This is a genomic window from Enterobacter sp. Cy-643 (genome assembly GCF_011752815.1).
In the GTDB taxonomy this organism is placed as follows: Bacteria; Pseudomonadota; Gammaproteobacteria; order Enterobacterales; family Enterobacteriaceae; genus Cedecea.
Genome location: NZ_VWWV01000001.1, coordinates 695,275 through 716,995, shown reverse-complemented (window position 1 = coordinate 716,995; position 21,721 = coordinate 695,275). Strand labels below are relative to the sequence as shown.

General features: G+C 55.8%; 22 protein-coding genes and 1 tRNA gene. 11 read left to right on the top strand and 12 right to left on the bottom strand.

Translation table 11 applies throughout. The features are described 5' to 3' along the window. Nucleotides 1-89 precede the first annotated feature (89 nt). The 3 genes from F3J29_RS03300 to F3J29_RS03290 all read right to left on the bottom strand — a co-directional run bounded on the left by F3J29_RS03300 (nt 90) and on the right by F3J29_RS03290 (nt 3,275). Nucleotides 90-1,478 (bottom strand): APC family permease, encoded by a 1,389-nt coding sequence (locus tag F3J29_RS03300; RefSeq protein WP_166862990.1) that lies wholly within the window; start codon nt 1,476-1,478, stop codon nt 90-92. Beyond that, complete coding sequence (locus F3J29_RS03295; protein WP_166862988.1) at nt 1,468-1,671, bottom strand: hypothetical protein; 204 nt, start codon at nt 1,669-1,671, stop codon at nt 1,468-1,470. Before F3J29_RS03295 ends, F3J29_RS03300 begins: the two co-directional genes overlap by 11 nt. Nucleotides 1,672-1,856: 185 nt before the next feature. Beyond that, nucleotides 1,857-3,275, bottom strand: coding sequence for a glutamine synthetase family protein (locus tag F3J29_RS03290; protein ID WP_166862986.1), 1,419 nt, complete (start codon nt 3,273-3,275; stop codon nt 1,857-1,859). A gap of 212 nt (nt 3,276-3,487) precedes the next feature. On the opposite strand from F3J29_RS03290, the gene puuD reads away from it, so the two are divergent. From puuD to F3J29_RS03265, 5 genes are all read left to right on the top strand, one after another. After that, nucleotides 3,488-4,252 (top strand): gamma-glutamyl-gamma-aminobutyrate hydrolase, encoded by a 765-nt coding sequence (gene puuD, locus F3J29_RS03285; RefSeq protein ID WP_166862984.1) that lies wholly within the window; start codon nt 3,488-3,490, stop codon nt 4,250-4,252. Nucleotides 4,253-4,277: 25 nt separating this feature from the next. Then, nucleotides 4,278-4,835, top strand: a complete 558-nt coding sequence (puuR, locus tag F3J29_RS03280) for an HTH-type transcriptional regulator PuuR (RefSeq protein ID WP_154189164.1) — start codon at nt 4,278-4,280, stop codon at nt 4,833-4,835. A 137-nt stretch (nt 4,836-4,972) separates the two neighbouring features. After that, a complete protein-coding gene (gene puuC / locus F3J29_RS03275; RefSeq protein ID WP_166862982.1) occupies nt 4,973-6,466 on the top strand; it encodes an aldehyde dehydrogenase PuuC in 1,494 nt (497 codons plus the stop codon). Continuing rightward, a complete protein-coding gene (locus F3J29_RS03270; protein WP_166862980.1) occupies nt 6,463-7,743 on the top strand; it encodes an NAD(P)/FAD-dependent oxidoreductase in 1,281 nt (426 codons plus the stop codon). The genes puuC and F3J29_RS03270 overlap by 4 nt, the downstream gene beginning before the upstream one ends. A gap of 321 nt (nt 7,744-8,064) precedes the next feature. Next, on the top strand, nt 8,065-8,325 hold the full coding sequence (locus F3J29_RS03265) for a YdgH/BhsA/McbA family protein (protein ID WP_166862978.1): 261 nt from the start codon (nt 8,065-8,067) through the stop codon (nt 8,323-8,325). 44 nt (nt 8,326-8,369) lie between these two features. On the opposite strand, the gene ldtA is transcribed toward F3J29_RS03265, so the two are convergent. Continuing rightward, nucleotides 8,370-9,305: a L,D-transpeptidase gene (ldtA, locus tag F3J29_RS03260; RefSeq protein WP_166862976.1), complete on the bottom strand. Its 936-nt coding sequence runs from the start codon at nt 9,303-9,305 to the stop codon at nt 8,370-8,372. Between the two features lie 159 nt (nt 9,306-9,464). Here ldtA and F3J29_RS03255 point away from each other — a divergent pair, with 159 nt between their 5' ends. Then, nucleotides 9,465-10,706, top strand: coding sequence for a mechanosensitive ion channel family protein (locus F3J29_RS03255; RefSeq protein WP_166862974.1), 1,242 nt, complete (start codon nt 9,465-9,467; stop codon nt 10,704-10,706). On the opposite strand, the gene F3J29_RS03250 is transcribed toward F3J29_RS03255, so the two are convergent. After that, a complete protein-coding gene (locus F3J29_RS03250; protein ID WP_166862972.1) occupies nt 10,703-12,157 on the bottom strand; it encodes an EmmdR/YeeO family multidrug/toxin efflux MATE transporter in 1,455 nt (484 codons plus the stop codon). The two genes, F3J29_RS03255 and F3J29_RS03250, sit on opposite strands and share 4 nt — an antisense overlap. A 197-nt stretch (nt 12,158-12,354) precedes the next feature. On the opposite strand from F3J29_RS03250, the gene F3J29_RS03245 reads away from it, so the two are divergent. Beyond that, nucleotides 12,355-12,430: transfer RNA gene (locus F3J29_RS03245), tRNA-Asn, on the top strand. A 66-nt stretch (nt 12,431-12,496) separates the two neighbouring features. On the opposite strand, the gene F3J29_RS03240 is transcribed toward F3J29_RS03245, so the two are convergent. The 4 genes from F3J29_RS03240 to F3J29_RS03225 all read right to left on the bottom strand — a co-directional run bounded on the left by F3J29_RS03240 (nt 12,497) and on the right by F3J29_RS03225 (nt 15,642). Beyond that, nucleotides 12,497-12,853: a putative T6SS immunity periplasmic lipoprotein gene (locus F3J29_RS03240; RefSeq protein WP_166862970.1), complete on the bottom strand. Its 357-nt coding sequence runs from the start codon at nt 12,851-12,853 to the stop codon at nt 12,497-12,499. Continuing rightward, the gene (locus tag F3J29_RS03235) at nt 12,850-13,392 is read right to left on the bottom strand and encodes a type IV secretion protein Rhs (protein ID WP_166862968.1); all 543 of its coding nucleotides are present in this window, start codon (nt 13,390-13,392) and stop codon (nt 12,850-12,852) included. The genes F3J29_RS03240 and F3J29_RS03235 overlap by 4 nt, the downstream gene beginning before the upstream one ends. Nucleotides 13,393-13,763: 371 nt before the next feature. Further along, nucleotides 13,764-14,891 carry a DNA alkylation repair protein gene (locus tag F3J29_RS03230; protein ID WP_166862966.1) on the bottom strand — a complete coding sequence of 376 codons (1,128 nt, stop codon included), beginning with the start codon at nt 14,889-14,891 and terminating at the stop codon, nt 13,764-13,766. Nucleotides 14,892-14,973: 82 nt separating this feature from the next. Then, nucleotides 14,974-15,642 carry a Crp/Fnr family transcriptional regulator gene (locus tag F3J29_RS03225; protein WP_166862965.1) on the bottom strand — a complete coding sequence of 223 codons (669 nt, stop codon included), beginning with the start codon at nt 15,640-15,642 and terminating at the stop codon, nt 14,974-14,976. A gap of 293 nt (nt 15,643-15,935) precedes the next feature. Between F3J29_RS03225 and deoD the strand changes: the two genes are divergently transcribed. Beyond that, on the top strand, nt 15,936-16,649 hold the full coding sequence (gene deoD, locus F3J29_RS03220; RefSeq protein WP_286175203.1) for a purine-nucleoside phosphorylase: 714 nt from the start codon (nt 15,936-15,938) through the stop codon (nt 16,647-16,649). Between the two features lie 22 nt (nt 16,650-16,671). Next, on the top strand, nt 16,672-18,198 hold the full coding sequence (locus F3J29_RS03215) for a purine-cytosine permease family protein (protein ID WP_166862960.1): 1,527 nt from the start codon (nt 16,672-16,674) through the stop codon (nt 18,196-18,198). A gap of 17 nt (nt 18,199-18,215) precedes the next feature. Here F3J29_RS03215 and F3J29_RS03210 read toward each other — a convergent pair whose 3' ends face one another. Continuing rightward, entirely contained in the window at nt 18,216-19,115 is a 900-nt protein-coding gene (locus F3J29_RS03210; RefSeq protein ID WP_166862958.1) for a LysR family transcriptional regulator, read from the bottom strand. Between the two features lie 110 nt (nt 19,116-19,225). Here F3J29_RS03210 and F3J29_RS03205 point away from each other — a divergent pair, with 110 nt between their 5' ends. Beyond that, complete coding sequence (locus F3J29_RS03205) at nt 19,226-20,602, top strand: MFS transporter (RefSeq protein ID WP_166862956.1); 1,377 nt, start codon at nt 19,226-19,228, stop codon at nt 20,600-20,602. Between the two features lie 3 nt (nt 20,603-20,605). Next, nucleotides 20,606-20,980 carry a DUF4440 domain-containing protein gene (locus tag F3J29_RS03200; RefSeq protein WP_166862953.1) on the top strand — a complete coding sequence of 125 codons (375 nt, stop codon included), beginning with the start codon at nt 20,606-20,608 and terminating at the stop codon, nt 20,978-20,980. 34 nt (nt 20,981-21,014) lie between these two features. On the opposite strand, the gene proR is transcribed toward F3J29_RS03200, so the two are convergent. Then, nucleotides 21,015-21,317, bottom strand: coding sequence for a transcriptional regulator ProR (proR, locus tag F3J29_RS03195; RefSeq protein WP_008454998.1), 303 nt, complete (start codon nt 21,315-21,317; stop codon nt 21,015-21,017). After that, nucleotides 21,302-21,676, bottom strand: coding sequence for a type II toxin-antitoxin system RelE/ParE family toxin (locus tag F3J29_RS03190; RefSeq protein WP_008455001.1), 375 nt, complete (start codon nt 21,674-21,676; stop codon nt 21,302-21,304). The genes proR and F3J29_RS03190 overlap by 16 nt, the downstream gene beginning before the upstream one ends. Nucleotides 21,677-21,721 lie beyond the last annotated feature (45 nt).

Genomic DNA, 21,721 nt, shown 5'->3' with positions numbered 1-21,721 from the left:
ATAAGGATATATCCAAAGAGGGTGAGCATAATATAGAGAAAAGCCCGCCTGAATTCAGCGGGCTTCATCTTCTCTAACGCAACCTTCCCTCACTCCCAGGCGCGTTCGGCCTTAGTGGCGTCAAACACCGGCGGTGGCCTGCGGAAGCGCCGGGTGAGGAAGGCCAGATACAGAATACCGACCGCCGCCCACACCAGCCCCAGCGTCAGGGACGTCACTTCCAGGTTCACCCACAGCACCGCCACCGTCGCCGCGCCAATCAGCGGCAGAATGAGGTAATGCAGCTTTTCGCGCCAGGTTTTGTTGCGGCCTTCGCGACGCCAGAAGTGGTTAAACACCGACAGATTCACGAAGGTAAAGGCCACCAGCGCGCCGAAGTTGATCAGCGCCGTCGCCGTCACCAGGTCAAAGAACAGCGCGGACAGGGCCACTACTCCGACCATGATCACGTTCAGCGCCGGGGTGCGCCATTTCGGGTGCACGTAGCCGAAGTATTTTTCCGGGAAGACGTTGTCACGCCCCATCACATAAAGCAGGCGGGAAACGCTGGCGTGGGAGGCAAGTCCGGAAGCCAGGGTATTCACAAAGGTGGTGCAGAGGAAAATCGACTGGAACAGCTTGCCGCCAACGTAGAGCGCAATTTCAGGCAGCGCCGCGTCCGGGTTTTTAAAGCGGCTGATGTCCGGGAAAAATAGCTGCATAAAGAACGACGCAACGATAAACATAATCCCGCCGTAGGCCGCGGTCAGGAAAATGGCTTTCGGGATAGTTCTCGCCGCATCGGGCGTCTCTTCCGACAGCGTGGTCACCGCGTCAAAGCCGAGGAACGAGAAGCAGACTATCGTCGCGCCGGTAATCACCGGGATCAGGTGCGCATTTTCGCTGATAAACGGCTGCAGCGACCAGACGGTGCCGACGCCCTCACCTTTATGCAGCCCCTGCACCACCAGAATGATAAACACTACCATGATGGCAATTTGGACCAGCACAAACAGAGTATTGAAGTTCGCCACCAGATTGACGCTCTTCAGGTTCGCCGCCGTCAGGATGCAGACAAAACCGACTACCCAAATCCACGGCGGGACTTCCGGGAACAGCGCCGAAAGGTAGATTTTTGCCAGCAGGACGTTAATCATCGGCAGGAACAGATAATCCAGCAGCGAAGACCAGCCCACCATAAAACCTACGTGCGGGCTAATGGCCTTTTGGGCGTAGGTATAGGCTGACCCGGCCTGCGGGAACTGGCGTACCAGTTTGCCGTAGCTGATGGCGGTAAACAGCACCCCCGCCAGCGCAAGCAGGTAGGATGCCGGAACGTGGCCGTCGCTGATGCCGGACACAATCCCGAAGGTATCAAACACCGACATCGGCGTGAGATAGGCCAGGCCCATCACCACCACCTGCCAGAGTTTCAGAGATTTACGCAGCTGCGGTTTTCCCGCCTGCGAAGCAATGTCTGCGGAAGAATTAGTCGCCATGACGATGTCCCCCCACGCGGATACAGGTTTGCGAAACGTTGTTCGTTCGGGCAAACCGGCTTAGCCTGGGGGTTAATCGTAACTGTCGGGGAACGGCAATGGGGTTCACGCAGGCCGCTGGCCCGTCGTTATCAATACGGCAGCAGCGTTCGCCCTCGCCGTGCGGATATTTAAACATTTGCGTCTGCATCATTTCATTTCCTCGTCGTACACATTGTCGTTAACTGAAGACCCGTTGCCGCCCGCGCTCCATTACGCGACTTCGGGAAATGGCAGGTTGCCCTGCAAAACGTCCGGCCTGGCTCCGCTCAGTCCGTATGATGCTACTTATTTATTCGCGCGCCCGGCCACGGAGGGTTCGCCGGGCAGGCGCCACACTCAGGCGTTTTTCAGCATCCACTCAATTTCAGTTTCTGTGATTAAACGCTCAAACTGCACCAGCTCATCGTGCTTGCACGCATGGAAAACGTGGCTGAAACGCTCACCCAGCAGGTCGCGCAGATGATCGTTCTGGGTGAATTCCCACAGCGCGTCGCTCTGGCGGATCGGGAACGGCAGCCCTTCCTGCTCCAGTCCGTTGCCTTCTACCTCTTCCTGCAGCGGCAGGTCGTTATCCAGCCCGTGTAAAATCCCGGCCAGGATCGTCGCCATTACCAGATACGGGTTGGCATCCGCTCCCGCCACGCGATACTCAACGCGGTGGTTATCCCTGTCGCCGCACGGAATGCGCAGCGCCACGGTGCGGTTGTTATGCCCCCACGAAGCCTGAGTCGGGACATACATCCCCGGCTGGAAGCGACGCCATGAGTTCACGTTCGGAGCCAGCAGCGCCATCGACGACGGCATCAGGTGGATCATGCCCGCCAGCGCGCGTTTCAGCAGCGCTGAGTCTTCACCGTCGGCGTCCGCCAGCACGTTTTCACCTTTGTTATTCAGCACGCTAATGTGGATGTGCATTCCGCTGCCCGCGTGCTCTTCATACGGCTTCGCCATAAAAGTGGCGTGCATCTTATGCTTCTCGGCGACAGTTCGCACCAGGCGTTTTAACGCCAGCGCATCATCGCAGGCATCCAGCACGTTATCGGTATGGTGCAGGTTGATTTCAAACTGCCCCGGCGAGGCTTCCGCGACCGCGCCATCGGCAGGGATAAGCTGCAGGCGGGCCAGATCGTCGATGTCGGTCAGCACGTCGGCAAAGTGGTTCAGGTTATCAACGGAGTAAACCTGGCTTTGGGTATTACGTTCATCGGTACCCGGCGCGCAGGGCGGCTGCAGGTAGCCCTCGGCGTCGCGCTGACGGTCAATTAAATAGAACTCCAGCTCTACCGCTACCACGGGGAATAGCCCACGCTGGCGCAGCTGCTGCCAGAGTCGGTTCAGCACGTTCCGCGGCTCAACGTCAAAGGGAGCGCCATCTTCATCCAGCATGGTCAGCATCATCTGGCCGATAAATTCCGGATCTGCCGCGGAGGGGGTCAGCGTGCCCGGCACCGGCACGCAGCGGCGGTCCGGCTCGCCCAGCTCCTGCCCCAGACCGGCTTCTTCTACTACGTTGCCGAGAATATCCATGGCAAACACGGACGCCGGGAAGTAACAGCCTTTCTCTACCTTACGCAGCCCGGCCACGGGAATGCGTTTCCCCCGGAAGCAGCCGTTCAGATCGGTGAGCAGGACGTCGACATATTGGGTATTGGGATAACGTTCAAGGAAGGTATTCACTTCGCGTGCAAACGCGCTACTTCGTCTCTCTTCGGAATGCTGAACAAAATTCTCAACTTCTACGATATTGGTTTCCATGATTCACCGCCGTTGCGTTGGATGCCGGTCGCTGATGTCGACCGTTAAATATAATGTCCACTTATCGACAATGGTGCGAAACAAAATGTTTGTCAAATGTTAATTTAAGTTTGCAAGACAGTTAAACCACTGCTAATTTGAAAAAATATTGAACGGAAAAGGCCAACAAGGAATCGTTTGGAAATAATTTAGTCCATAATGTGAGGTTGATCATGGTCGATATATTTGACAAGCCGTTAATCGGCGTTGTGATGTGTAGAAACAGGCTTAAGGGTCATCTGACCCAAACGTTGCAGGAAAAGTACCTGAATGCGGTATTGAATGCGGGCGGCTTACCCATTGCCCTGCCCCACGCGCTGGCAGAGCCAGAATTACTGGAAGCGCTGCTGCCAAAACTGGACGGGATCTTCCTGCCGGGCAGCCCCAGCAACGTGCAGCCGCACCTTTATGGTGAAAATGGCGATGAGCCTGACGCCGACCCCGGGCGTGATGAATTGAGCATGGCGCTTATCGCCGCCGGGCTCAAAAGGCGCATCCCCATTTTCGCCATCTGCCGGGGTTTACAGGAACTTGTTGTCGCCACCGGCGGGACTCTGTATCGTCGCCTGAGCGATCGTCCTGAGTTTCTGGAGCACCGTGAAGATCCGGAACTCCCGGTGGAGCAGCAGTATGCCCCATCACACGAAGTCCAGATTCATGAGGGAGGATTGCTTTCGAAGTTGATACCAAGCTGCAACACGTTTTGGGTGAATTCATTACACGGCCAGGGAGCGAAAACGCTGGGTCCGCTGCTGCGCGTCGAGGCGCGTTCACAGGATGGTCTGGTGGAGGCCGCGAGCGTTCACGATCATCCTTTTGCCCTCGGGGTTCAGTGGCATCCGGAATGGAACAGTAGCGAATATGCACTATCGCGTTTGTTGCTTGAGGGTTTTATCACCGCCAGTCAGAACCACCTCGCTGAAAAGCAGCGGCTCTGACCACTACCGTTAAGGAAATGCCACTATGAGCGATGACGGCCTGGCGCCGGGTAAACGTTTGTCAGCGATCCGACAGCAACTGGGTCTCTCTCAACGTCGTGCCGCCGAACTGTCTGGATTAACGCATAGCGCCATCAGCACCATAGAACAGGACAAAGTCAGTCCTGCCATCAGTACGCTGCAAAAGCTGCTGAAAGTCTACGGGCTGTCGCTCTCCGAGTTCTTCGCGGAACCGGAAAAACCTGATGAGCCACAGGTCGTTATCAATTACGACGATCTGATTGAAATAGGCAGTCAGGGTGTTTCAATGAAATTAATACACAATGGGAATCCTAACCGTACGCTGGCGATGATCATTGAGACCTATCAGCCGGGCACAACCACCGGCGAGAGGATCAAACACCAGGGTGAGGAGACGGGCACGATACTGGAAGGTGAAGTGGTTTTGACCGTAAACGGCCAGACCTGGCACCTGGTTGCGGGGCAAAGCTATGCTATTAACACCAGCATGCCGCACAGCTTCAGCAACACCTCGGCAGGCATCTGCCGTATTATCAGCGCCCATACCCCCACCACGTTCTAATTATTTTCAGGCCTGAGTTTTCAGGCCTTATTTAAACACCTTTTTTAACAGGACTTATTTCCTGGGGCTTTTTGCAGCCCAAATTTGCCTGAAGAACCCAGTAAGGCCATTTATCCGATTGAATAAAAGGAGTCATCATGGACTTTCAGCATCTTAATTACTGGCTGGAGAAAGCCAAAAATACCGCTCCCGAAACGCGTTTATTTATTAACGGCGAATATTGCGCGGCGCAGAACGGTGAAACATTTAGTACCGTCGATCCTTTTGCACAGCGCGACCTTGCCGAAGTGGCGCGAGGTAAAAAAGCTGACGTCGATATTGCGGTGAAGGCCGCCCGCGATGTCTTTGATCGCGGCGACTGGGCGCAGGCTTCCCCGGCCAAACGCAAAGCCGTGCTCAGCAGGCTGGCGGATTTAATGGAACAGCATCACGAGGAGCTGGCGCTGCTGGAAACGCTGGACACCGGCAAACCTATTCGCCATAGCCTGCGTGATGATATTCCGGGCAGCGCCCGCGCTATCCGCTGGTACGCCGAAGCCATCGACAAAGTGTACGGTGAAGTCGCCACCACCGGCGTTAACGAACTGGCGCTGATTGTGCGTGAGCCCGTGGGGGTGATCGCCGCCGTTGTGCCGTGGAACTTCCCGTTGCTGCTGGCCTGCTGGAAGCTCGGCCCGGCGCTGGCAGCGGGCAATAGCGTTATTCTCAAACCTTCCGAAAAATCACCGCTGTCGGCAATTCGTCTTGCGGCGCTGGCTAAAGAAGCGGGGTTGCCGGACGGCGTGCTTAACGTTGTGACCGGGTTTGGCCATGAGGCGGGCCAGGCGCTGGCTCAGCATCCGGACGTGGACGTGATTACGTTCACCGGCTCCACCCGCACCGGCAAACAGCTGCTGAAAGATGCGGGCGACAGCAATATGAAACGCGTCTGGCTCGAAGCCGGCGGGAAAAGCGCCAATATCGTTTTTGCCGACTGCCCGGACCTGCCAAAAGCCGCAGCAACCACCGCCGCCGGTATTTTCTATAACCAGGGCCAGGTCTGCATCGCCGGCACGCGCCTGCTGCTGGAAGAGAGCATCGCCGACGCGTTTATTGCCCTGCTGAAAGAGCAGGCTAAAAACTGGCAGCCCGGCAACCCGCTCGACCCGGAAACCACTATGGGAACGCTGATCGACTGCGCCCACGCCGACAACGTCCACGGCTTTATTCGCGACGGCGAAAGCCAGGGCAAGCTCACACTCGACGGGCGGAACAGCGCTCATCCGGCGGCTATCGGCCCGACAATTTTCACCGACACACCCGCAGATGCACGAGTCGGCAAAGAAGAGATCTTCGGCCCGGTGCTCGTCGTTACCCGCTTCACCTCCGAAGCCCAGGCGCTCGCGCTGGCCAACGACAGCGACTACGGCCTCGGTGCCGCCGTATGGACCCGGGATCTCTCCCGCGCCCACCGCATGAGCCGTAGCCTTAAAGCCGGTTCCGTTTTCGTCAATAACTACAACGACGGCGATATGACCGTCCCGTTCGGCGGCTATAAGCAGAGCGGCAACGGCCGCGACAAATCGCTGCATGCCCTTGAGAAATTTAGCGAACTGAAAACCATCTGGATTGCCCTGGAGCCTTCATCATGACTGAACATACCACCAGCTATTACGCGGCCAGCGCCAACCAATATGCGCCTTTCCCGCAGCTGAACGAATCCGTAACCTGCGACGTATGCGTGGTTGGCGGCGGCTACACCGGCCTTTCGTCCGCGCTGCATCTGTCTGAAATGGGTTATGACGTGGTGCTACTGGAGTCCGCGCGCATCGGCTTTGGCGCCAGCGGGCGCAACGGCGGGCAACTGGTGAACTCCTACAGCCGCGACATCGACGTGATTGAGCGCCGCTATGGCCCGGAAGCGGCCAAAATGCTCGGCAGTATGATGTTCGAAGGCGGGGAAATTATTCGCGAGCGCATCAGGCGCTACCAGATTGAATGCGACTATCGCCCCGGCGGCCTGTTTGTGGCGATGAACCACAAACAGCTGGAGACCCTGGAAGAGCAAAAGGCCAACTGGGAGCGCTACGGTAACACCCAGCTTGAACTGCTTGACGCCAGCGAGCTGAAGCGGGAAGTGGACAGCGACCGCTACGTTGGCGCTCTGCTCGACCACAGCGGCGGCCATATTCACCCGCTGAATCTGGCGATTGGCGAGGCCAATGCGATTCGCCTGAATGGCGGACGCATTTTCGAACAGTCCCCGGTGACCCACATTGAGCACGCCAGCCCGGCAGTGGTCAGCACGGCGAAAGGCAAGGTCACGGCGAAGTACGTGATTGTCGCCGGGAACGCCTATCTCGGCAATAAACTTGAACCGGAACTGGCGAAGCGCAGCATGCCGTGCGGCACGCAGGTGTTGACCACCGAGCCGCTGGGAGAAGATCTTGCCCGCGCGCTGATCCCAAAAAATTACTGTGTGGAAGATTGTAACTACCTGCTGGATTACTACCGCCTGACCGCCGATAACCGCCTGCTGTACGGCGGCGGCGTGGTGTACGGCGCCCGTGATCCGGTGGATATTGAACGCCAGGTGATGCCAAACCTGCTGAAAACCTTCCCGCAGCTTAAGGGAGTGAAGATTGACTACAGCTGGACCGGAAACTTCCTGCTGACCCTGTCTCGCCTGCCGCAGGTAGGCCGTCTGGATAAGAATATTTACTACAGCCAGGGCTGCAGCGGGCACGGCGTGACTTATACCCACCTGGCTGGCCGCCTGATTGCAGAACTGCTGCGCGGCGATGCGGAGCGCTTCAATGCCTTCGCCAGCCTGCCGCATTACCCGTTCCCGGGTGGCCGCACGTTCCGTATTCCGTTTACCGCGATGGGCGCGGCTTACTACAGTCTTCGCGATCGCCTTGGGGTTTAATTTGCCTTTGCTATTGCGCTAAAGACCCGGCCACGCTGGGACTGACGAGCAATAACCCGACGCACGGAGCGATTCCCTCCGTGCGTTTTTTATTAACGCCCCACCGCTTTATAGCCACCAAAACTTCACGTTGTGGCAGATTAATTAAGGAAAAAATAAGATGGCTGATATTAATTTACAGTCAATAACACCCGGATATTACCAGCCAGAAATTTTGAAAGTCTTCATCAATAATGCCGGCTGTTCATTACGCAGGTGGCAACGTAGCATGCAACGCATTCACCGACGACTCACTTTAATACCTACATTGAGAGACTCAAAATGATGCGTAAACTGATTAACTCCGCCCTCGCCCTGACCGTATTGACCGCCCTTACCGGTACAGCTTTAGCCGCTACTGAAGTCCAGCACACTGGCACCGGACCGAGCATTGGCACAGTGTCAACCAGCGGGGCATACACCCTGGACCAGGCGATAAATCAACTTTCTGACAAAGCAGATAAAGCCGGTGCCACGGCCTTTAAAGTGACTTCTGCTGGCGGAAAAAATAAACTTTATGCTACCGCAGAATTATTCAAATAAATAAAAGCTCGCGATTTGCGAGCTTTTATTTTTCTGACTGAATATTACAGTCGCCCTGTTTCCGTGGCGGCTGTATTTATTTGGACTGGCATCCCCGAGCGTCTATTAAGCGCCTCACTCACCACCGTCGGATTCACACCAGACGACTGAGTTTCGCCGCGCAATATCGTGGTCATCGGTAGCGGCACTTTCTTGTCGGACTCAAACTCCGCGCGGTTGCGCGACAGCGGTTCGTGCACCTCCAGCCAGCGTTTGCCGTCCGGCTCCACGGTCACCTTCACCGGCTGATCGATGAGCTGAACGCGAGTTCCGACCGGCACATTATCGAACAGGAATTTAATGTCATCATTGCGCAAGCGGATGCAGCCCTGGCTGACGCGCAGGCCGATACCAAAATTGGCGTTGGTGCCGTGAATGGCGTACAGCTTGCCGATGTAAATGGCGTACAGGCCCATCGGGTTATCCGGCCCCGGCGGCACAAAGGCAGGCAGCGTTTTACCTTCTTTGGCGTATTCGCGGCGGGTATTCGGGGTTGGCGTCCAGGCCGGGGCATCCTGCTTGCGCTCGACGCGGGTGACCCAGTTGCGCGGCGTTTCGCGTCCGGCCTGACCAATACCTATCGGCAGGATTTCTACGGTGTTAGTGTCCTTCGGATAATAATAAAGGCGCATTTCCGCCACGTTCACCACAATCCCTTCCCGCACCGTATCCGGCAAGATGACCTGCTGCGGGATCGCCAGCTGCGTACCCGCCTTCGGCAGGAATGGATCGACGCCCGGGTTGGCCTCCAGCATATTGCTGAAACCCTGCCCGTACTGAGCGGCAAAGTGTTCCAGCGGCTCCTTGTTTCCCTCCGGCACGGTAACCGTCAGGGGCGCACCGACCAGGCGGCTGCCTTCCGGCGGTAAAGGATAAGTCACGGCCATCACACTCTGCGTGACCGCCGCCAGAGCAAATGCCAGCGTGGAGAAACGAATCATAATTTCCCTGTTAGTTAACATGATGTGAATGCATTAAGCATAACCGCCCTGAGACAATTCTGTAAGGATTACGCGTTAATATGTCTACTAATTGTACAGCCGGGTTGCGACCGCCGGCTGCAGAGGGCATGATGTCCTCTTGTTTTTAAAGGAGACGTTATGCAGGAATTGATATCCGCCCTCGAGCAATACGGCATTCAACCCACTCACACCACTTCCCTGATCGTCATTTTCGGCATCATTTTTCTTACCGCGCTGGTGGTGCATTTTATTCTGCACGGCATCGTGCTTCGCGCCTTTGAAAAGCGCGCACAGTCCAGCGCCAGCCTCTCCTTGCAGATAATCACCCAGAACAAACTGTTCCAGCGGCTGGCATTTCTGCTGCAGGGGATCATCGTTAACGTTCAGGCGGTGCTGTGGCTGCAAAAAGGCAGCGACGCGGCCACCATTCTGACCACCTGCGCCCAGCTGTGGGTCATGCTCTACGCGCTGATGTCCTTCTTCTCGCTGCTGGACGTGATCTTCAGCCTGTCGGGAAAATTCGCTTTCGCCTCTCAGCTTCCGCTGAAAGGTATTTTCCAGGGCGTGAAGCTGCTGGCCGCGATTGTCGTCGGCATCATGATGGTTTCGCTGCTGATCGGCAAATCCCCGGCGATATTGATAAGCGGTCTCGGCGCGATGGCCGCCGTGCTGATGTTGGTGTTTAAAGACCCGATTCTCGGCCTGGTCGCCGGGATCCAGCTTTCTGCCAACAGCATGCTGAAAATGGGCGACTGGCTGGAGATGCCGAAATACGGCGCGGACGGGGCGGTGATCGACATCGGCCTGACGACGGTGAAAGTGCAGAACTGGGACAACACTATCACCACCATTCCAACCTACGCCCTGGTGTCTGACGCGTTTAAAAACTGGAGCGGGATGTCGGCCTCAGGCGGGCGCCGCATCAAGCGCAGCGTGAACATTGACACCACCAGCATTCGTTTTCTGTCGCAGGGAGAGCAGGAGAAGCTCCTTAAGGCGAAACTGCTGCAGCCGTATATGGCGGAGCGTGGGAAAGAGATCAGCGACTACAACCAGCAGCACGCCGACGACTCGGTGCTGAACCAGCGCCAAATGACCAACGTTGGCACCTTCCGGGCCTATCTGAATGAGTACCTGCGCAGCCACCCGCGTATTCGCAAAGACATGACGCTGATGGTGCGCCAGCTTGCCCCTGAAAGCGAAGGGTTGCCGGTGGAGATTTATGCCTTCACCAACACCGTGGTTTGGGCCGAGTATGAAAGCATTCAGGCCGACATTTTCGACCACATTTTTGCCGTGGTGGACGAGTTTGGGCTGCGTATTCACCAGACGCCAACCGGCAACGACATGCGGGCCATTGCCGGGGCTTTCGAACGCTAAACGGTGCTTTCTCCCTGAACCTGAACAGGTTCTTTCGGCGGTCGCGGGTATTTTTTCAGCCAGCGGCCGCTGACCATTCGCCAGTAGAAGCAGGCGCCGCGCACCGCCCAGTCGCCGAACATTCCCAGCCAGACGCCTACCACGCCCATGCCCAGTACAATCCCCAGCGTGTAGCCGGCGATAACGCGGCAACCCCACATCCCCGCCATCGACACCCACATCGCAAAACGTGCGTCACGGGCGCCCTTCAGCCCGGCAGGTAGCACCCAGGAAGCGGCCCAGATCGGCATAAAGGCGGCGTTCATCCACAGCAGAACTTTGACGACTTCTTTGACGTCATCTTCACTGGTGTAGAACGAGGCGAATAACCCGGCGAACGGCGCGGTTCCCCAGGCTATGATCGTCAGGCCAATGGTGGCGAGCCAGAACGTGTGCCGCAGCTGGCGCTCGGCCTGGCCAATTTGCCCTTTCCCTAACCGCCTGCCGACGATAATAGTCGAGGCTGATCCCAGGGCGTTACCCGGCAGGTTAATCAGCGAGGCGACGGAAAAAGCAATAAAGTTACCGGCAATAACGTTGGTGCCCATTCCGGCAACGAACATTTGCGTCAGCAGCTTGCCGCCGTTGAAAAGCACCGACTCGACGCTGGCCGGAATGCCGATGCCGAGCACTTCCCACAAAATGCCCCAGTTGAGCGGCGTAAAATAGCTTTTTAGCGAGATGCGCAGCGCCGGGTTAAAGCCAATCATCAGCACGAAGATAATGCCCGCCGCGCCGATGTAGCGGGAAATGGTCAATCCCAGGCCAGCGCCGATAAAGCCCAGCCCGCCCCAGCCGAAGATGCCGTAGATAAGAATGCTGCTGATGATGATGTTGAGGATGTTCATGCCGCCGTTAATCAGCAGCGGGATTTTGGTGTTCCCCGCCCCGCGCAGCGCGCCGCTACCGATCAGCGCTATGGCTGCCGCCGGGTAGCTCCAGACCGTGGTTTGCAGGTAAGAAAGTGCGAGAGCTTTAACTTCCGGCGTGGCGTTCCCGGCAATCACATCGATGATATGCGTGCCCGCCAGGTGAATGCCTGCGGCCATAATGAAGGAAACAATGGTCATCAGGATCAGCGACTGCCGGGCCGCCGCCCTCGCCCGCTCCGGATCCAGCCTGCCGAAGCTGAACGCCACCACCACCGTGGTGCCGAGATCGATAGCGGCAAAGAACGCCATGATCACCATGTTAAAACTGTCGGCGAGCCCTACGCCCGCCATCGCCTCTTTCCCTAACCAACTCACGAGGAAGGTACTCAACACCCCCATCAGCAATACGCAGGTGTTTTCGAGGAAGATTGGCACCGCCAGCGGCGTTATCTCACGCCAGAACAGCACCCGATAACTCTTACGTTTGGCGTACCACGGCGTTTTCGCCACGCTCTGGCGAAGGACTGCATGTAAGTTCAAGCGAGGACCTGCAAGGAAAGATAAAACGGCATTTCAAATAATGAGCGACAAATCGTTATCCTGCAAAGGATTTTTTTGTCTCTGATTGCCTGAAAAGGCAACAAGATGTTGATAGTTTCCGCAAACGCACCACAGGGTGAGATTTTGCCTTTGACAAGCCCCGGAGCCGCCGCTAATATTCGCCCCGTTCACACGATTCCTCTGTAGTTCAGTCGGTAGAACGGCGGACTGTTAATCCGTATGTCACTGGTTCGAGTCCAGTCAGAGGAGCCAAATTTAAGAAGCCCGCTTAAGGAAACTTAAGCGGGCTTTTTGCTTTTGATGGTTCAGGCAGAGGCGTTACTTCCCGCAGCCGAGCTCGATGAATAATCCGTTGTTGTCGATGAAAAAGCCATATCGATAGACTTTGTTATTCAGCGTGTAAGACGTTTGGTAGATGTAGCCACGGGTAAGCGGAACCTTAATGCAGGTATCTGGATAAATGAGGTGTTCGTAGTCAGCAGTAGCAAGATCTTTAAAGTCGTCACCTTGTAATGAAGAAATTGAATAGCGACTTAGTACATCGGATTTATCAACGGTAAAACAGAGATTGCCGTTAATAATGTCATAGCTTCGCCACTCGCCTACCCCTAGATTTTCACCTACGCAGCCAGTAAGCAAAGAACAGGCAGAAACAAATGCAACAACATGCTTCATAAAGGAAATCTCCCCAGTATTTTCTTGTACCGTGAAAACAGTGAAACCGTCGGCTCCGCCGGGTTAAGGTGGCGAAGATTGTAGAGGTGGGAATATCCTGCAAATCCATGGGTTTTTAGCAGCCAGTAATCGCTTACAATGCAGGCTTGTTGCTCCAGGCCGTAATCGAGCAGTGTCGGTTTTTCGAGATCATAGGTGTAGTCAGCGGCCCAGGAGAAAGCTCCGCGAGTGCGCACCCACATCCCTCTCTGATGCTGCCAGACATGCATCATTTCATGCATGAATATGTGCTGCCCATCAATGCGTTTCATTGTCATGTGCGACATTGAATAATCAGATTCATAAACACCCGCCTGAAACCATATTTCTCCATTAGGCGTCATGGCGTAGTTATTACTCTGCATGTTGAAAGGCAAATAACTTCCACGATGAATCCAAACTTTGTGATATTCAATAGCGTTACCGTAGAGTGTTCTGGCGAGCTTAATTTCCCCGAGCGTCAGCAGCCGTAAGCCACCTCGTTTTATTCCTTTAGACATAAACCCTCCTTTTGGAAGGGTTTATGCTACCATCGAATTAAAATCATACAATTATTTAGTTTATGAATGAATTACGATGATGTAGTCATGCGGAAAATAGTAAGTGACCGATATATCTCTGAGTCTTAGCATATTTTCATTAATATTTTTTCTTTAAAATTCATCTGCGGCCAGAGAAGCCAAACTGTAAAGCCCATTCAAGCGTTTTTTCCTTTACTGCATGAACTTATTATTCATTGAACTTATTTATTCCAGATCTTTTAAATCCATTTATTAAATAGTTTTAAGGCAAAATCTGTTCTGTTGGTATAACCAAGGCTTAGGCGCAATAAAATCATCGCCACCCGCAAAACGCCGGCGGCGGATCCTTGCTATAAATCCAGCTCCCACTCCTCTCCCCCAAGCACCTTGCCGTTGACCTGAATCTCGATCCGCTGCACGCCAGGGTAATACTGCCGGGTGGTGATTTTCTTCACCGCATGTTTTTTCTCTATCGTTACCGTTCCGTTGGCCGGCAGTTCGAACACGCGGAGCTTGAAGACCTTCGGGGCGGGGCTGCCGTTGGCTTTCATAAAGTGGAGCACGTAGTCCACCACGAGGCTTTGCGGCGCGCCGCTGGTTGAGCGGAGGCCGATCTTAAACTCGAGGTTTTCGCCCAGAGTGATGGTTTTTTGCTTTATGGAGAAGGCATCCAGCGCGACGTCCGCGCCGTGCTGCACGCCGATCAGCGCCAGCGCATCCGGGTGGCCGTTCTTGATTAAGGTACGCAGCGAATGGCGGGTTATCCACGCGACTTTTTTCACGTCGTCACCGCCAGACAGTTTCGCCTGCTGCTGCCAGCGTTGCAGGAGCCGAATGACATAGTCCGGGTGGTCTTTGGTGATGTCGTTCAGGTGGTTGGCGACGCTTTTTCTGACGTAAAGCTCCGGGTCGAACTTCAGGGCATCCAGAATCGCTGTTGTTCCCGCCGGGTCTTCAATAAACAGATGCAGCTTTTCGCCCCACGGCACGCGCGGACGAGTGCCTTCCGATGCCCAGCGACGGATATCCACGCTTTCATCCTGTGCACATTTAAGCAGAAAGTGCATGGTTTCTTCAGGGTTCTGTTTAATAAAGGGCCGTACCGCCCATTCGGCGGTAAAGCAGACGGTAACCACTTTCAGGGCTTCGAGGGAAATCTCCGGGTGGTTCAGGCCATAAACCTGAATAAACTCCGCAAATGGCCAGACGGCAAAACCGCGCAGCTTATGCTCTTTTAATACGGCAACCACCACGCCCAATGCTGTCGGGTAGTCCTGCGGGAGCTCAGCCGCCAGCGCGTCGCGGATGGCCTGAACTCTGGCCTTCATTTCCAGCTTATCGAGGTCTTGTGCTTTGTTTAAAAACGCTTCGGCGTTAAAGGCGGGATAATGCCGCGCGATTAGGCTCGCGATGTCCTGCAAAAGCGCATGATTAAAGGCATGTTTAAACGCGTTCTGATTTTCGACGGACTCACTCACTGCCCTACTCCCTTTCGGATAACGTATCCCCGGAGTCTATCACTGTTTTTTCTTTGCTTTTTAGCCGTTTGCTACAAATTGGTTAGCTAATACGCCCCGGATTCGTCAGCACCTGGCGGAATTTCTCGATGTCGAAAATCACGTATTCATGGGCCACTTTCTGAATATACTGCTCTTCTATCAGCTGGTTGATCACCCGGCGGTAGGTTCTTTCCGAGCAGCCAAAGCGCTCGGCCTCGCGAGACACCTGCGAGAAGTCCACCAGCGGCTTGTTCTGCCGATGGCGCTCATACAGGTCCGCCACGATGTTAAACACCAGCGGCTGCAGGAAACGCTCCATGGTTCTCGCCATTCCGCGCTGGTAGCTGGTGGAAAGCAGCTGGCTGAGCCAGACGCCGACTTCCGCGTGGCTGGTCAGGATGGTGTCCATCATCGCCAGCGGGATGATTTTTACCGTCATGGTGTCATGGGCCACGACCGAGAACTGGCTCGGCGTATGGGTCAGATATTCTATTTCGCCGATGATGGTATCGCTGACAAAGCGCTGCCCCAGGCTGAACGCTTTCCCGTTTTCGGCGTTGTAGTGCATGGTGTACTCGCCGAGCGTGATCCAGTAGAGCGCTTTGATCTCCTCGCCCTGGCGCAGAATAAATTCATCGGGGCCGATCTCTTTGCTTTTAAGCGGTGCTGCGTACACGGCATCGCGCAGGATCTGGTGCCCGCGCTGAGCGAATTTCTGAATAGTATTCATGGTGTTGTCGCTCTCCGGCAGGGCTGCCACGCAGCTCAATAAGGTCACTAACCCGTCAAGTATTGCCTGTTTCGCCAGAGGCTGCAGCGAAAAAGGCGGCTGAGATTAACTATCGCCTCTCGGTATTGTCAATACTCCGCGTTTTACTCATCCCTTGCCAGCCCTGGCGTTTCACTTTTCTTTTCCGGGCAAAAATCAATTTTGTGATCGCCGTCAGCCCGGTCGGACATTTGCCTTTTTCTGCAAGCAGCGGGATTTCTATCGTAATGGCATGAAACCAGCCTGGAGATCGTCTGATGACGCCACATATTAACGCCAACCCCGGCGACTTTGCCGAAACCGTGATCATGCCCGGCGACCCGCTGCGCGCGCAGTACATTGCGCAGACGTATTTAACTGATGCAAAGCGCGTGTGCGATACCCGCAATATGTTCGGCTTTACCGGTTACTACAAAGGTAAGCGTCTTTCCGTGATGGCGCACGGGATGGGCATTCCGTCCGTTTCGATTTACGCCCATGAATTGATCAACGCGTTTGGCGTTAAGCAACTTATTCGCATCGGCACCTGCGGTGCAGTGGATGAAAGCGTGGATATGCGCCACGTGATTGTCGCCACCGGCGCGGGCACCTCATCCTCGGTAAACCGCGACCGCTTTGGCGGCTACGACTACGCGGCCGTACCGGATTTTGACCTGCTGCGCCGCTGCTGGACGGCGGCCGGGCAACACAATATTCCGACCCGGTTCGGCAACACCTTTACCAACGACCTGCTGTACGACAAACCCGAAGGCATGCTCCCTGCCCTCAAAAAGATGAATATCCTTGCGGTGGAAATGGAAACCTCGGCGCTTTTCACTATCGCCGCGCAGTACCGCGCCAAAGCCCTGAGCCTGCTGACGGCGTGCGTAAGCAGCGTCACGGGGAAAGAGCCGACGGCAGAAGAACTACAAAACACGTTAGACAACATGATTGAGCTCGCTTTAGAAACCGCACTTCTCTGCGATTGATTTCTCCCATAAGGGTTCTCCGATGACAAACTCTACACACCAGCCGGCCACGGGCGGCATAAAAGTTGAAGCAAACGGCGTCAATGCCGTCCCGGAAGCAGAACGCTACGGCAAACCTGCCGGGCTGTTCCCGATTTGGTTTTCCTGGAACGTCTCTATTCTGGGAATGACCTACGGGATTTACGTTTATTCGCTCGGCCTGAGCGTCTGGCAGTCGATCACCGCCGGAATCATCGGCTACCTGCTCTCCTGCTGCCTGGTCGGCGTGCTGGCGGTGGGCGGGCCAAGAACCGGCCTGCCCACGCTAACCCAGACCCGCTTCTGCTTCGGCTATCACGGCAATAAGTTCCCAACCCTGTTTGCCTATATCTCCAACATGGGCTGGAAAATCACCATTATTACCCTCGCCTCGTCCACCGGCGCGGCGCTGTTCGCCAGGCTCTGGCCTGCGGCTTTTGCGCTGGCGGACGGCAAACCGACGCTGGTTTGTATTCTCGGCTGGTTCATCGTCAGCCTGGCGCTGACCATGTCGGTCGCCATTTATGGTCACCAGCTGATCATGAAGGTGGAGAAATACATCGCCTGGCTGACCGGGTTTATGAGCATCATCTTTATCTTCCTGATGCTGCCGCATATTCACTGGGAAAAGCTGGGTCAGAGCGCGGCGCACGGCGACCTGCTGACGTACATCGGCGGCGTGGTAATGGCAATGACGATGGTAGGCTTAGGCTTCCTGAACTACGGCGGCGACTTCGCACGCTATTTGCCGAAGAAAACGCAGGCTTCAAAAGTGATTTTCTGGACGACTACCGGGATTTCTCTGCCGGTAAGCATTCTGCTGGTGCTGGGCGCATTCCTCGCCGACAGCAACCCGGACCTGAGCGCGGCGGCGGCGCAGTCGCCTATCGCCTCGCTGACTAACCTGCTGCCGTTCTGGTTCTACGTGCCGTTCTCCATCGTGATTATCGTTTCGCTGTTGGCGGCGGCAATTACCGGCGTATACAGTTCAGGTCTTGCCCTGCTGGCGCTGGGTATTCCGGCCAGCCGCGCCACGACGACCACGCTGAATGCGGCGATTATCGGCTTCGGTGCGTTCTACCTGATGTTTATTTCCGATTCATTCCTGGCGACCTTCCAGTCGTTCCTGGCCTCTATTTCGGTGGTGATTGGCTCCGCCGGGGCGATTCAGCTGATAGACTTCCTGCGCCAGAAGCGTCTGGGCTGGGATGTGGCGATGGCGAATAAAGCCGGTTTTGGTGGCCGGGATGGCCGCTGGACAGCGCTGCTTTCGCTGGGTATCGCGACCTTTGTGGGGCTGGGCACAATTACTTCCGGCGACCCGTACATCGCCCACGTGGTGGGCTTCCTGCTGACCGAGGAAACCCGCCACAGCGTCTTTGCGACGGCGAACCTGGGCGTCATTGTCTCGATGCTGACCGGGGGCGTATTGTATTCGCTGCTGACCTTCGGGCTGAAAATTGAGCTGCCGGGCATTTCGTCTGCACAAGCGGCTTCAACAGTGCAGGGTAAAACCCAAAAAGCGCTGTAAGCAGAAAAACAGGCCCGCTAAGCGGGTCTGTTATTTTCCCACTCCTGCAAAAAGTCTATCAGGGCACGTACTTTCGCTGGAACATGCCGCGTATTGGGGTAAACCGCATAAATTCCCTGGGACGGGAAACGGTATTCCGGTAGCACATGCAGAAGCTCACCGCGCGCTATCGCCCTGCGCACCAGCCATTCGGGCAATAAACCTACGCCGCAGCCCTGAACCACAAAAGCCATGAGCGCCGCGGCCGTGTCGGTCATAAAACGGGCTGGCCCGGTTATCGTCAGCTCCCGCGTTTCCCGATCAGGCCCAATGACCTGCCATTCTCTGGGGGTTAGCAACCGGCGATGAATGACCCATTCCGCTTCGGCCAGCGCCTCCAGGCTGGCGACAGGGTTTCGTTCGAGCCATTGCGGGGCGGCAACCGCCACAATCTCGAACCGCTCGATCAGCGCCGCGCGGTAGGACGAATCCACCAGCTTGCCCAGGCGAATTGCCACGTCAAACTGCCCGGAGATAAGATTAGCCGGGGCAGACGAAGATTCGTGCCGGATGGTCAGGCCCGGATGCAGCCTGCCAAAGGCGCTTAACGCCGGGATAACCTTTGCCTGGCCGTATTCCGGCGTTGTCGAAATACTCAGTTCGCCAGAAAATCCGCCATGATGCCCCAGCACATCTTCCACCAGCGCTTCGCTCTCCCTTAACAGCTGCAGAGCGCGCTGGTAGAACACTTCCCCCGCCTGGGTTAACGCCACTCGCCGCGTGGAGCGCACGAGCAGAGAAACGCCAAGCTCTGCCTCAAGCTGGCGAACGTTAAAGCTGATCGCCGCTTTGGTTTGCTGCATAGACTGCGCCGCCGCGGTAAATCCCCCGGCCTCCACCACCGCAACAAACTGTGCCACCCGCTGTAAGTTAAGCATGCTAATTCGCCTGATTATCAAATTATTTTTGACAGTGTATCAGCCGGAACGGGATTTATCCGTCTCGCCGAACCTGCTGAAATCACCTTTTCTTTTTCACGAGAGCCGCCATGCCTTATCGCTACAGGGTTGCCGCCGTTTATCTGCTCGGTTTTTTTCTCGACTTAATCAACATGTTTATCTCAAACGTTGCCTGGCCTGAAATGGGGAGGGAGTTTCACGCACCGGTGACCGAACTGGCGTGGATAAGCCACGGCTATCTTTGCGGCCTGACGCTGGTTATCCCCTGCAGCGCATGGCTGACGCAGCGGCTGGGCGCCAGGCGATTGTTTATGCTTTCTTTGGGGCTTTTCTCTCTCGGCACGCTGGCCTGTGGCCTTGCTTCTGGCCTGAATGCATTAGTCGCCGCGCGTATTTTGCAAGGCGTGGGCGGGGGACTCCTCATTCCCGTCGGCCAGGCGCTAACCTGGCAGCTTTTCGCGGTGCATGAGCGGGCAAAACTTTCGTCTGTAATCATGCTGGTTGCGCTGTTGGCCCCGGCGCTTTCGCCAACGGCAGGTGGATTGCTGGTGGAGTCCTTCGGCTGGCGCTGGATATTTCTCTCCAGCCTGCCGCTGGCGCTGCTGACATTAGTTCTCGCGGGACTTTGGCTAAAACCTGCCGGGCAACAAACGGTTCGCAGGCCGCTGGACATCAAAGGGCTGATGCTGGGATCGGCGGGATTGTTCGCTATTTTGCTGGGCGTCACGCAGGCCGGAAACCCGACGGCTCATGGCGCGGCATTAGCGTGGCTCATCGCTGGCATACTTATTCTTTGGCTTTTTATTCGCCGCAACGGCAAACATCCAACCCCGCTGTTCAGCCTGCCGCTGCTGGCAGATCCTCTGCTGCGGTATGCCATGCTGGTTTACCAGTGCATTCCGGGCATTTTTATGGGTACCAGCCTGGTCAGCATTGTCTATCTGCAAACGCAGCTGGGCCTGACTGCCACCCAAACCGGAATGTTGATGCTGCCCTGGGCGATAGCCTCTTTTGTCGCGATTTCATTTACCGGCAAGATGTTTAATCGCCTTGGCCCTCGCCCGCTGATAGCCGCCGGGGGCGTATTTCAGGCCGCAGGAATTTTGCTTCTCACACACATCAACGCCGGCGAGCAAGCCTCGTGGCTGGTCGCCGCTTACGCGTTGATGGGCCTGGGGGGAAGTCTTTCCAGCAGCACGGCGCAGAGCACCGCTTTTATTTCCATCCCTTCGGCGGCAATGCCGGAAGCCAGCGCACTCTGGAACATTAATCGCCAGTTGAGCTTTTGCTTTGGCGTGGCGCTGTTGAGCCTGCTGGTGACTGTTTTGCAGGCGCTGATGCCCGCCCCTCGCGCTTATTTTGTCACTTTTAGCCTCGCCGCCGCCGGAACGCTGGCCCCGCTGGTTTACTCTTTGAGGCTGAATAATCAGCACATTAAAAATCAACTGACCCAAAAGGAACACTGAGCAATGAATATCTGGTTTAAAGAAGTGATTGAGGCCCACGTTGCTATTGAGCAATGGCTTGGTGCGGGTAAGGGGGAACTGGAAGCGCTGCTGGCACGCTTTACTCACGATTATTCAATGGTCGCGCTGAGCGGCGCAAGGCTGGATTACCCGGCGCTTTGCGGCTTTTTCAGCACCAACGGCGGCAGCCGTGAAGGGCTGATGATTGAGGTCGATAACCTCCAGTTACTGGACGAGTGGCCGCAGGGCGCCGCCGTGCTTTATCGCGAGACGCAAACGCTGAACGGCTCTACCACCGTGCGCTGGTCTACGGTTATTTTCCGCCGCGAGGATGAGAAAGTGTTATGGCGGCATTTGCAGGAAACGGCGCAGGCTTAAGCCGGAACGGGCGGTGAAAACCGCCCCAGTAGCCTTAAAGCGCGATATTGAAATGCGTCCCGTCCGGCAGCTCGATATCCAGCTTAACCTTCCCCCCCGCCGCCTCAACGTAACGCTTGAGAGAAGAAAGCTTAATGTCGCGGCCTTTTTTTTCCATTTCGGCAACGGTGGGCTGCTTCACGCCCAGCTTCTGCGCCATCTCAGTCTGCGTTTTTCTGACTTTGTCGCGAAGTTCAGCCAGATGGATGTTCAGCAGCATTTCGTCGGCCATGGCCTGCGCGGCCGCCACCACTTCGGGTTTTTCTTCGGCCATCCATTGTTCTAACGTTCGACCCATTCTATTTGCTCCTTTTCCGTTAACTGCTGTAAGTGCGCCCGAAACTCGTTGTCTGCTAATGGCACCATGACGTTATAAAAACGCTTCTCGTTCCCTGCTTTATTTCCCGCACAGAGCAGGATGGCACAGCGTTTTATATCAAAAGCAAAAAAGATCCTGAGGGGCTCACCCCGGCACTGAATCCGCAGCTCTTTCATGTTGGAGTACTGCGACCCTTTTACCGTGTCGGCATAAGGCCGTCCGAGTAAAGGCCCTCTCTCTTTGAGCAGTACAACCCCTGCCATAACGCAGGCTTTGGTCATGTCATCTGACGCCGTAACCCAGGCATCAAACGTATCCGTCATTTTAATCGACCACACATCGCCCTCCACAATATAGGTTAAATGCTATATAGGAACAAGCCT

Coding starts and splice junctions, on each gene's coding strand:
- F3J29_RS03300 (WP_166862990.1), bottom strand. CDS start 1,478: ATGGCGACTAATTCTTCCGCAGACATTGCTTCGCAGGCGGGAAAACCG.
- F3J29_RS03295 (WP_166862988.1), bottom strand. CDS start 1,671: ATGATGCAGACGCAAATGTTTAAATATCCGCACGGCGAGGGCGAACGC.
- F3J29_RS03290 (WP_166862986.1), bottom strand. CDS start 3,275: ATGGAAACCAATATCGTAGAAGTTGAGAATTTTGTTCAGCATTCCGAA.
- puuD (WP_166862984.1), top strand. CDS start 3,488: ATGGTCGATATATTTGACAAGCCGTTAATCGGCGTTGTGATGTGTAGA.
- puuR (WP_154189164.1), top strand. CDS start 4,278: ATGAGCGATGACGGCCTGGCGCCGGGTAAACGTTTGTCAGCGATCCGA.
- puuC (WP_166862982.1), top strand. CDS start 4,973: ATGGACTTTCAGCATCTTAATTACTGGCTGGAGAAAGCCAAAAATACC.
- F3J29_RS03270 (WP_166862980.1), top strand. CDS start 6,463: ATGACTGAACATACCACCAGCTATTACGCGGCCAGCGCCAACCAATAT.
- F3J29_RS03265 (WP_166862978.1), top strand. CDS start 8,065: ATGATGCGTAAACTGATTAACTCCGCCCTCGCCCTGACCGTATTGACC.
- ldtA (WP_166862976.1), bottom strand. CDS start 9,305: ATGATTCGTTTCTCCACGCTGGCATTTGCTCTGGCGGCGGTCACGCAG.
- F3J29_RS03255 (WP_166862974.1), top strand. CDS start 9,465: ATGCAGGAATTGATATCCGCCCTCGAGCAATACGGCATTCAACCCACT.
- F3J29_RS03240 (WP_166862970.1), bottom strand. CDS start 12,853: ATGAAGCATGTTGTTGCATTTGTTTCTGCCTGTTCTTTGCTTACTGGC.
- F3J29_RS03235 (WP_166862968.1), bottom strand. CDS start 13,392: ATGTCTAAAGGAATAAAACGAGGTGGCTTACGGCTGCTGACGCTCGGG.
- F3J29_RS03225 (WP_166862965.1), bottom strand. CDS start 15,642: ATGAATACTATTCAGAAATTCGCTCAGCGCGGGCACCAGATCCTGCGC.
- F3J29_RS03215 (WP_166862960.1), top strand. CDS start 16,672: ATGACAAACTCTACACACCAGCCGGCCACGGGCGGCATAAAAGTTGAA.
- F3J29_RS03210 (WP_166862958.1), bottom strand. CDS start 19,115: ATGCTTAACTTACAGCGGGTGGCACAGTTTGTTGCGGTGGTGGAGGCC.
- F3J29_RS03205 (WP_166862956.1), top strand. CDS start 19,226: ATGCCTTATCGCTACAGGGTTGCCGCCGTTTATCTGCTCGGTTTTTTT.
- F3J29_RS03200 (WP_166862953.1), top strand. CDS start 20,606: ATGAATATCTGGTTTAAAGAAGTGATTGAGGCCCACGTTGCTATTGAG.
- proR (WP_008454998.1), bottom strand. CDS start 21,317: ATGGGTCGAACGTTAGAACAATGGATGGCCGAAGAAAAACCCGAAGTG.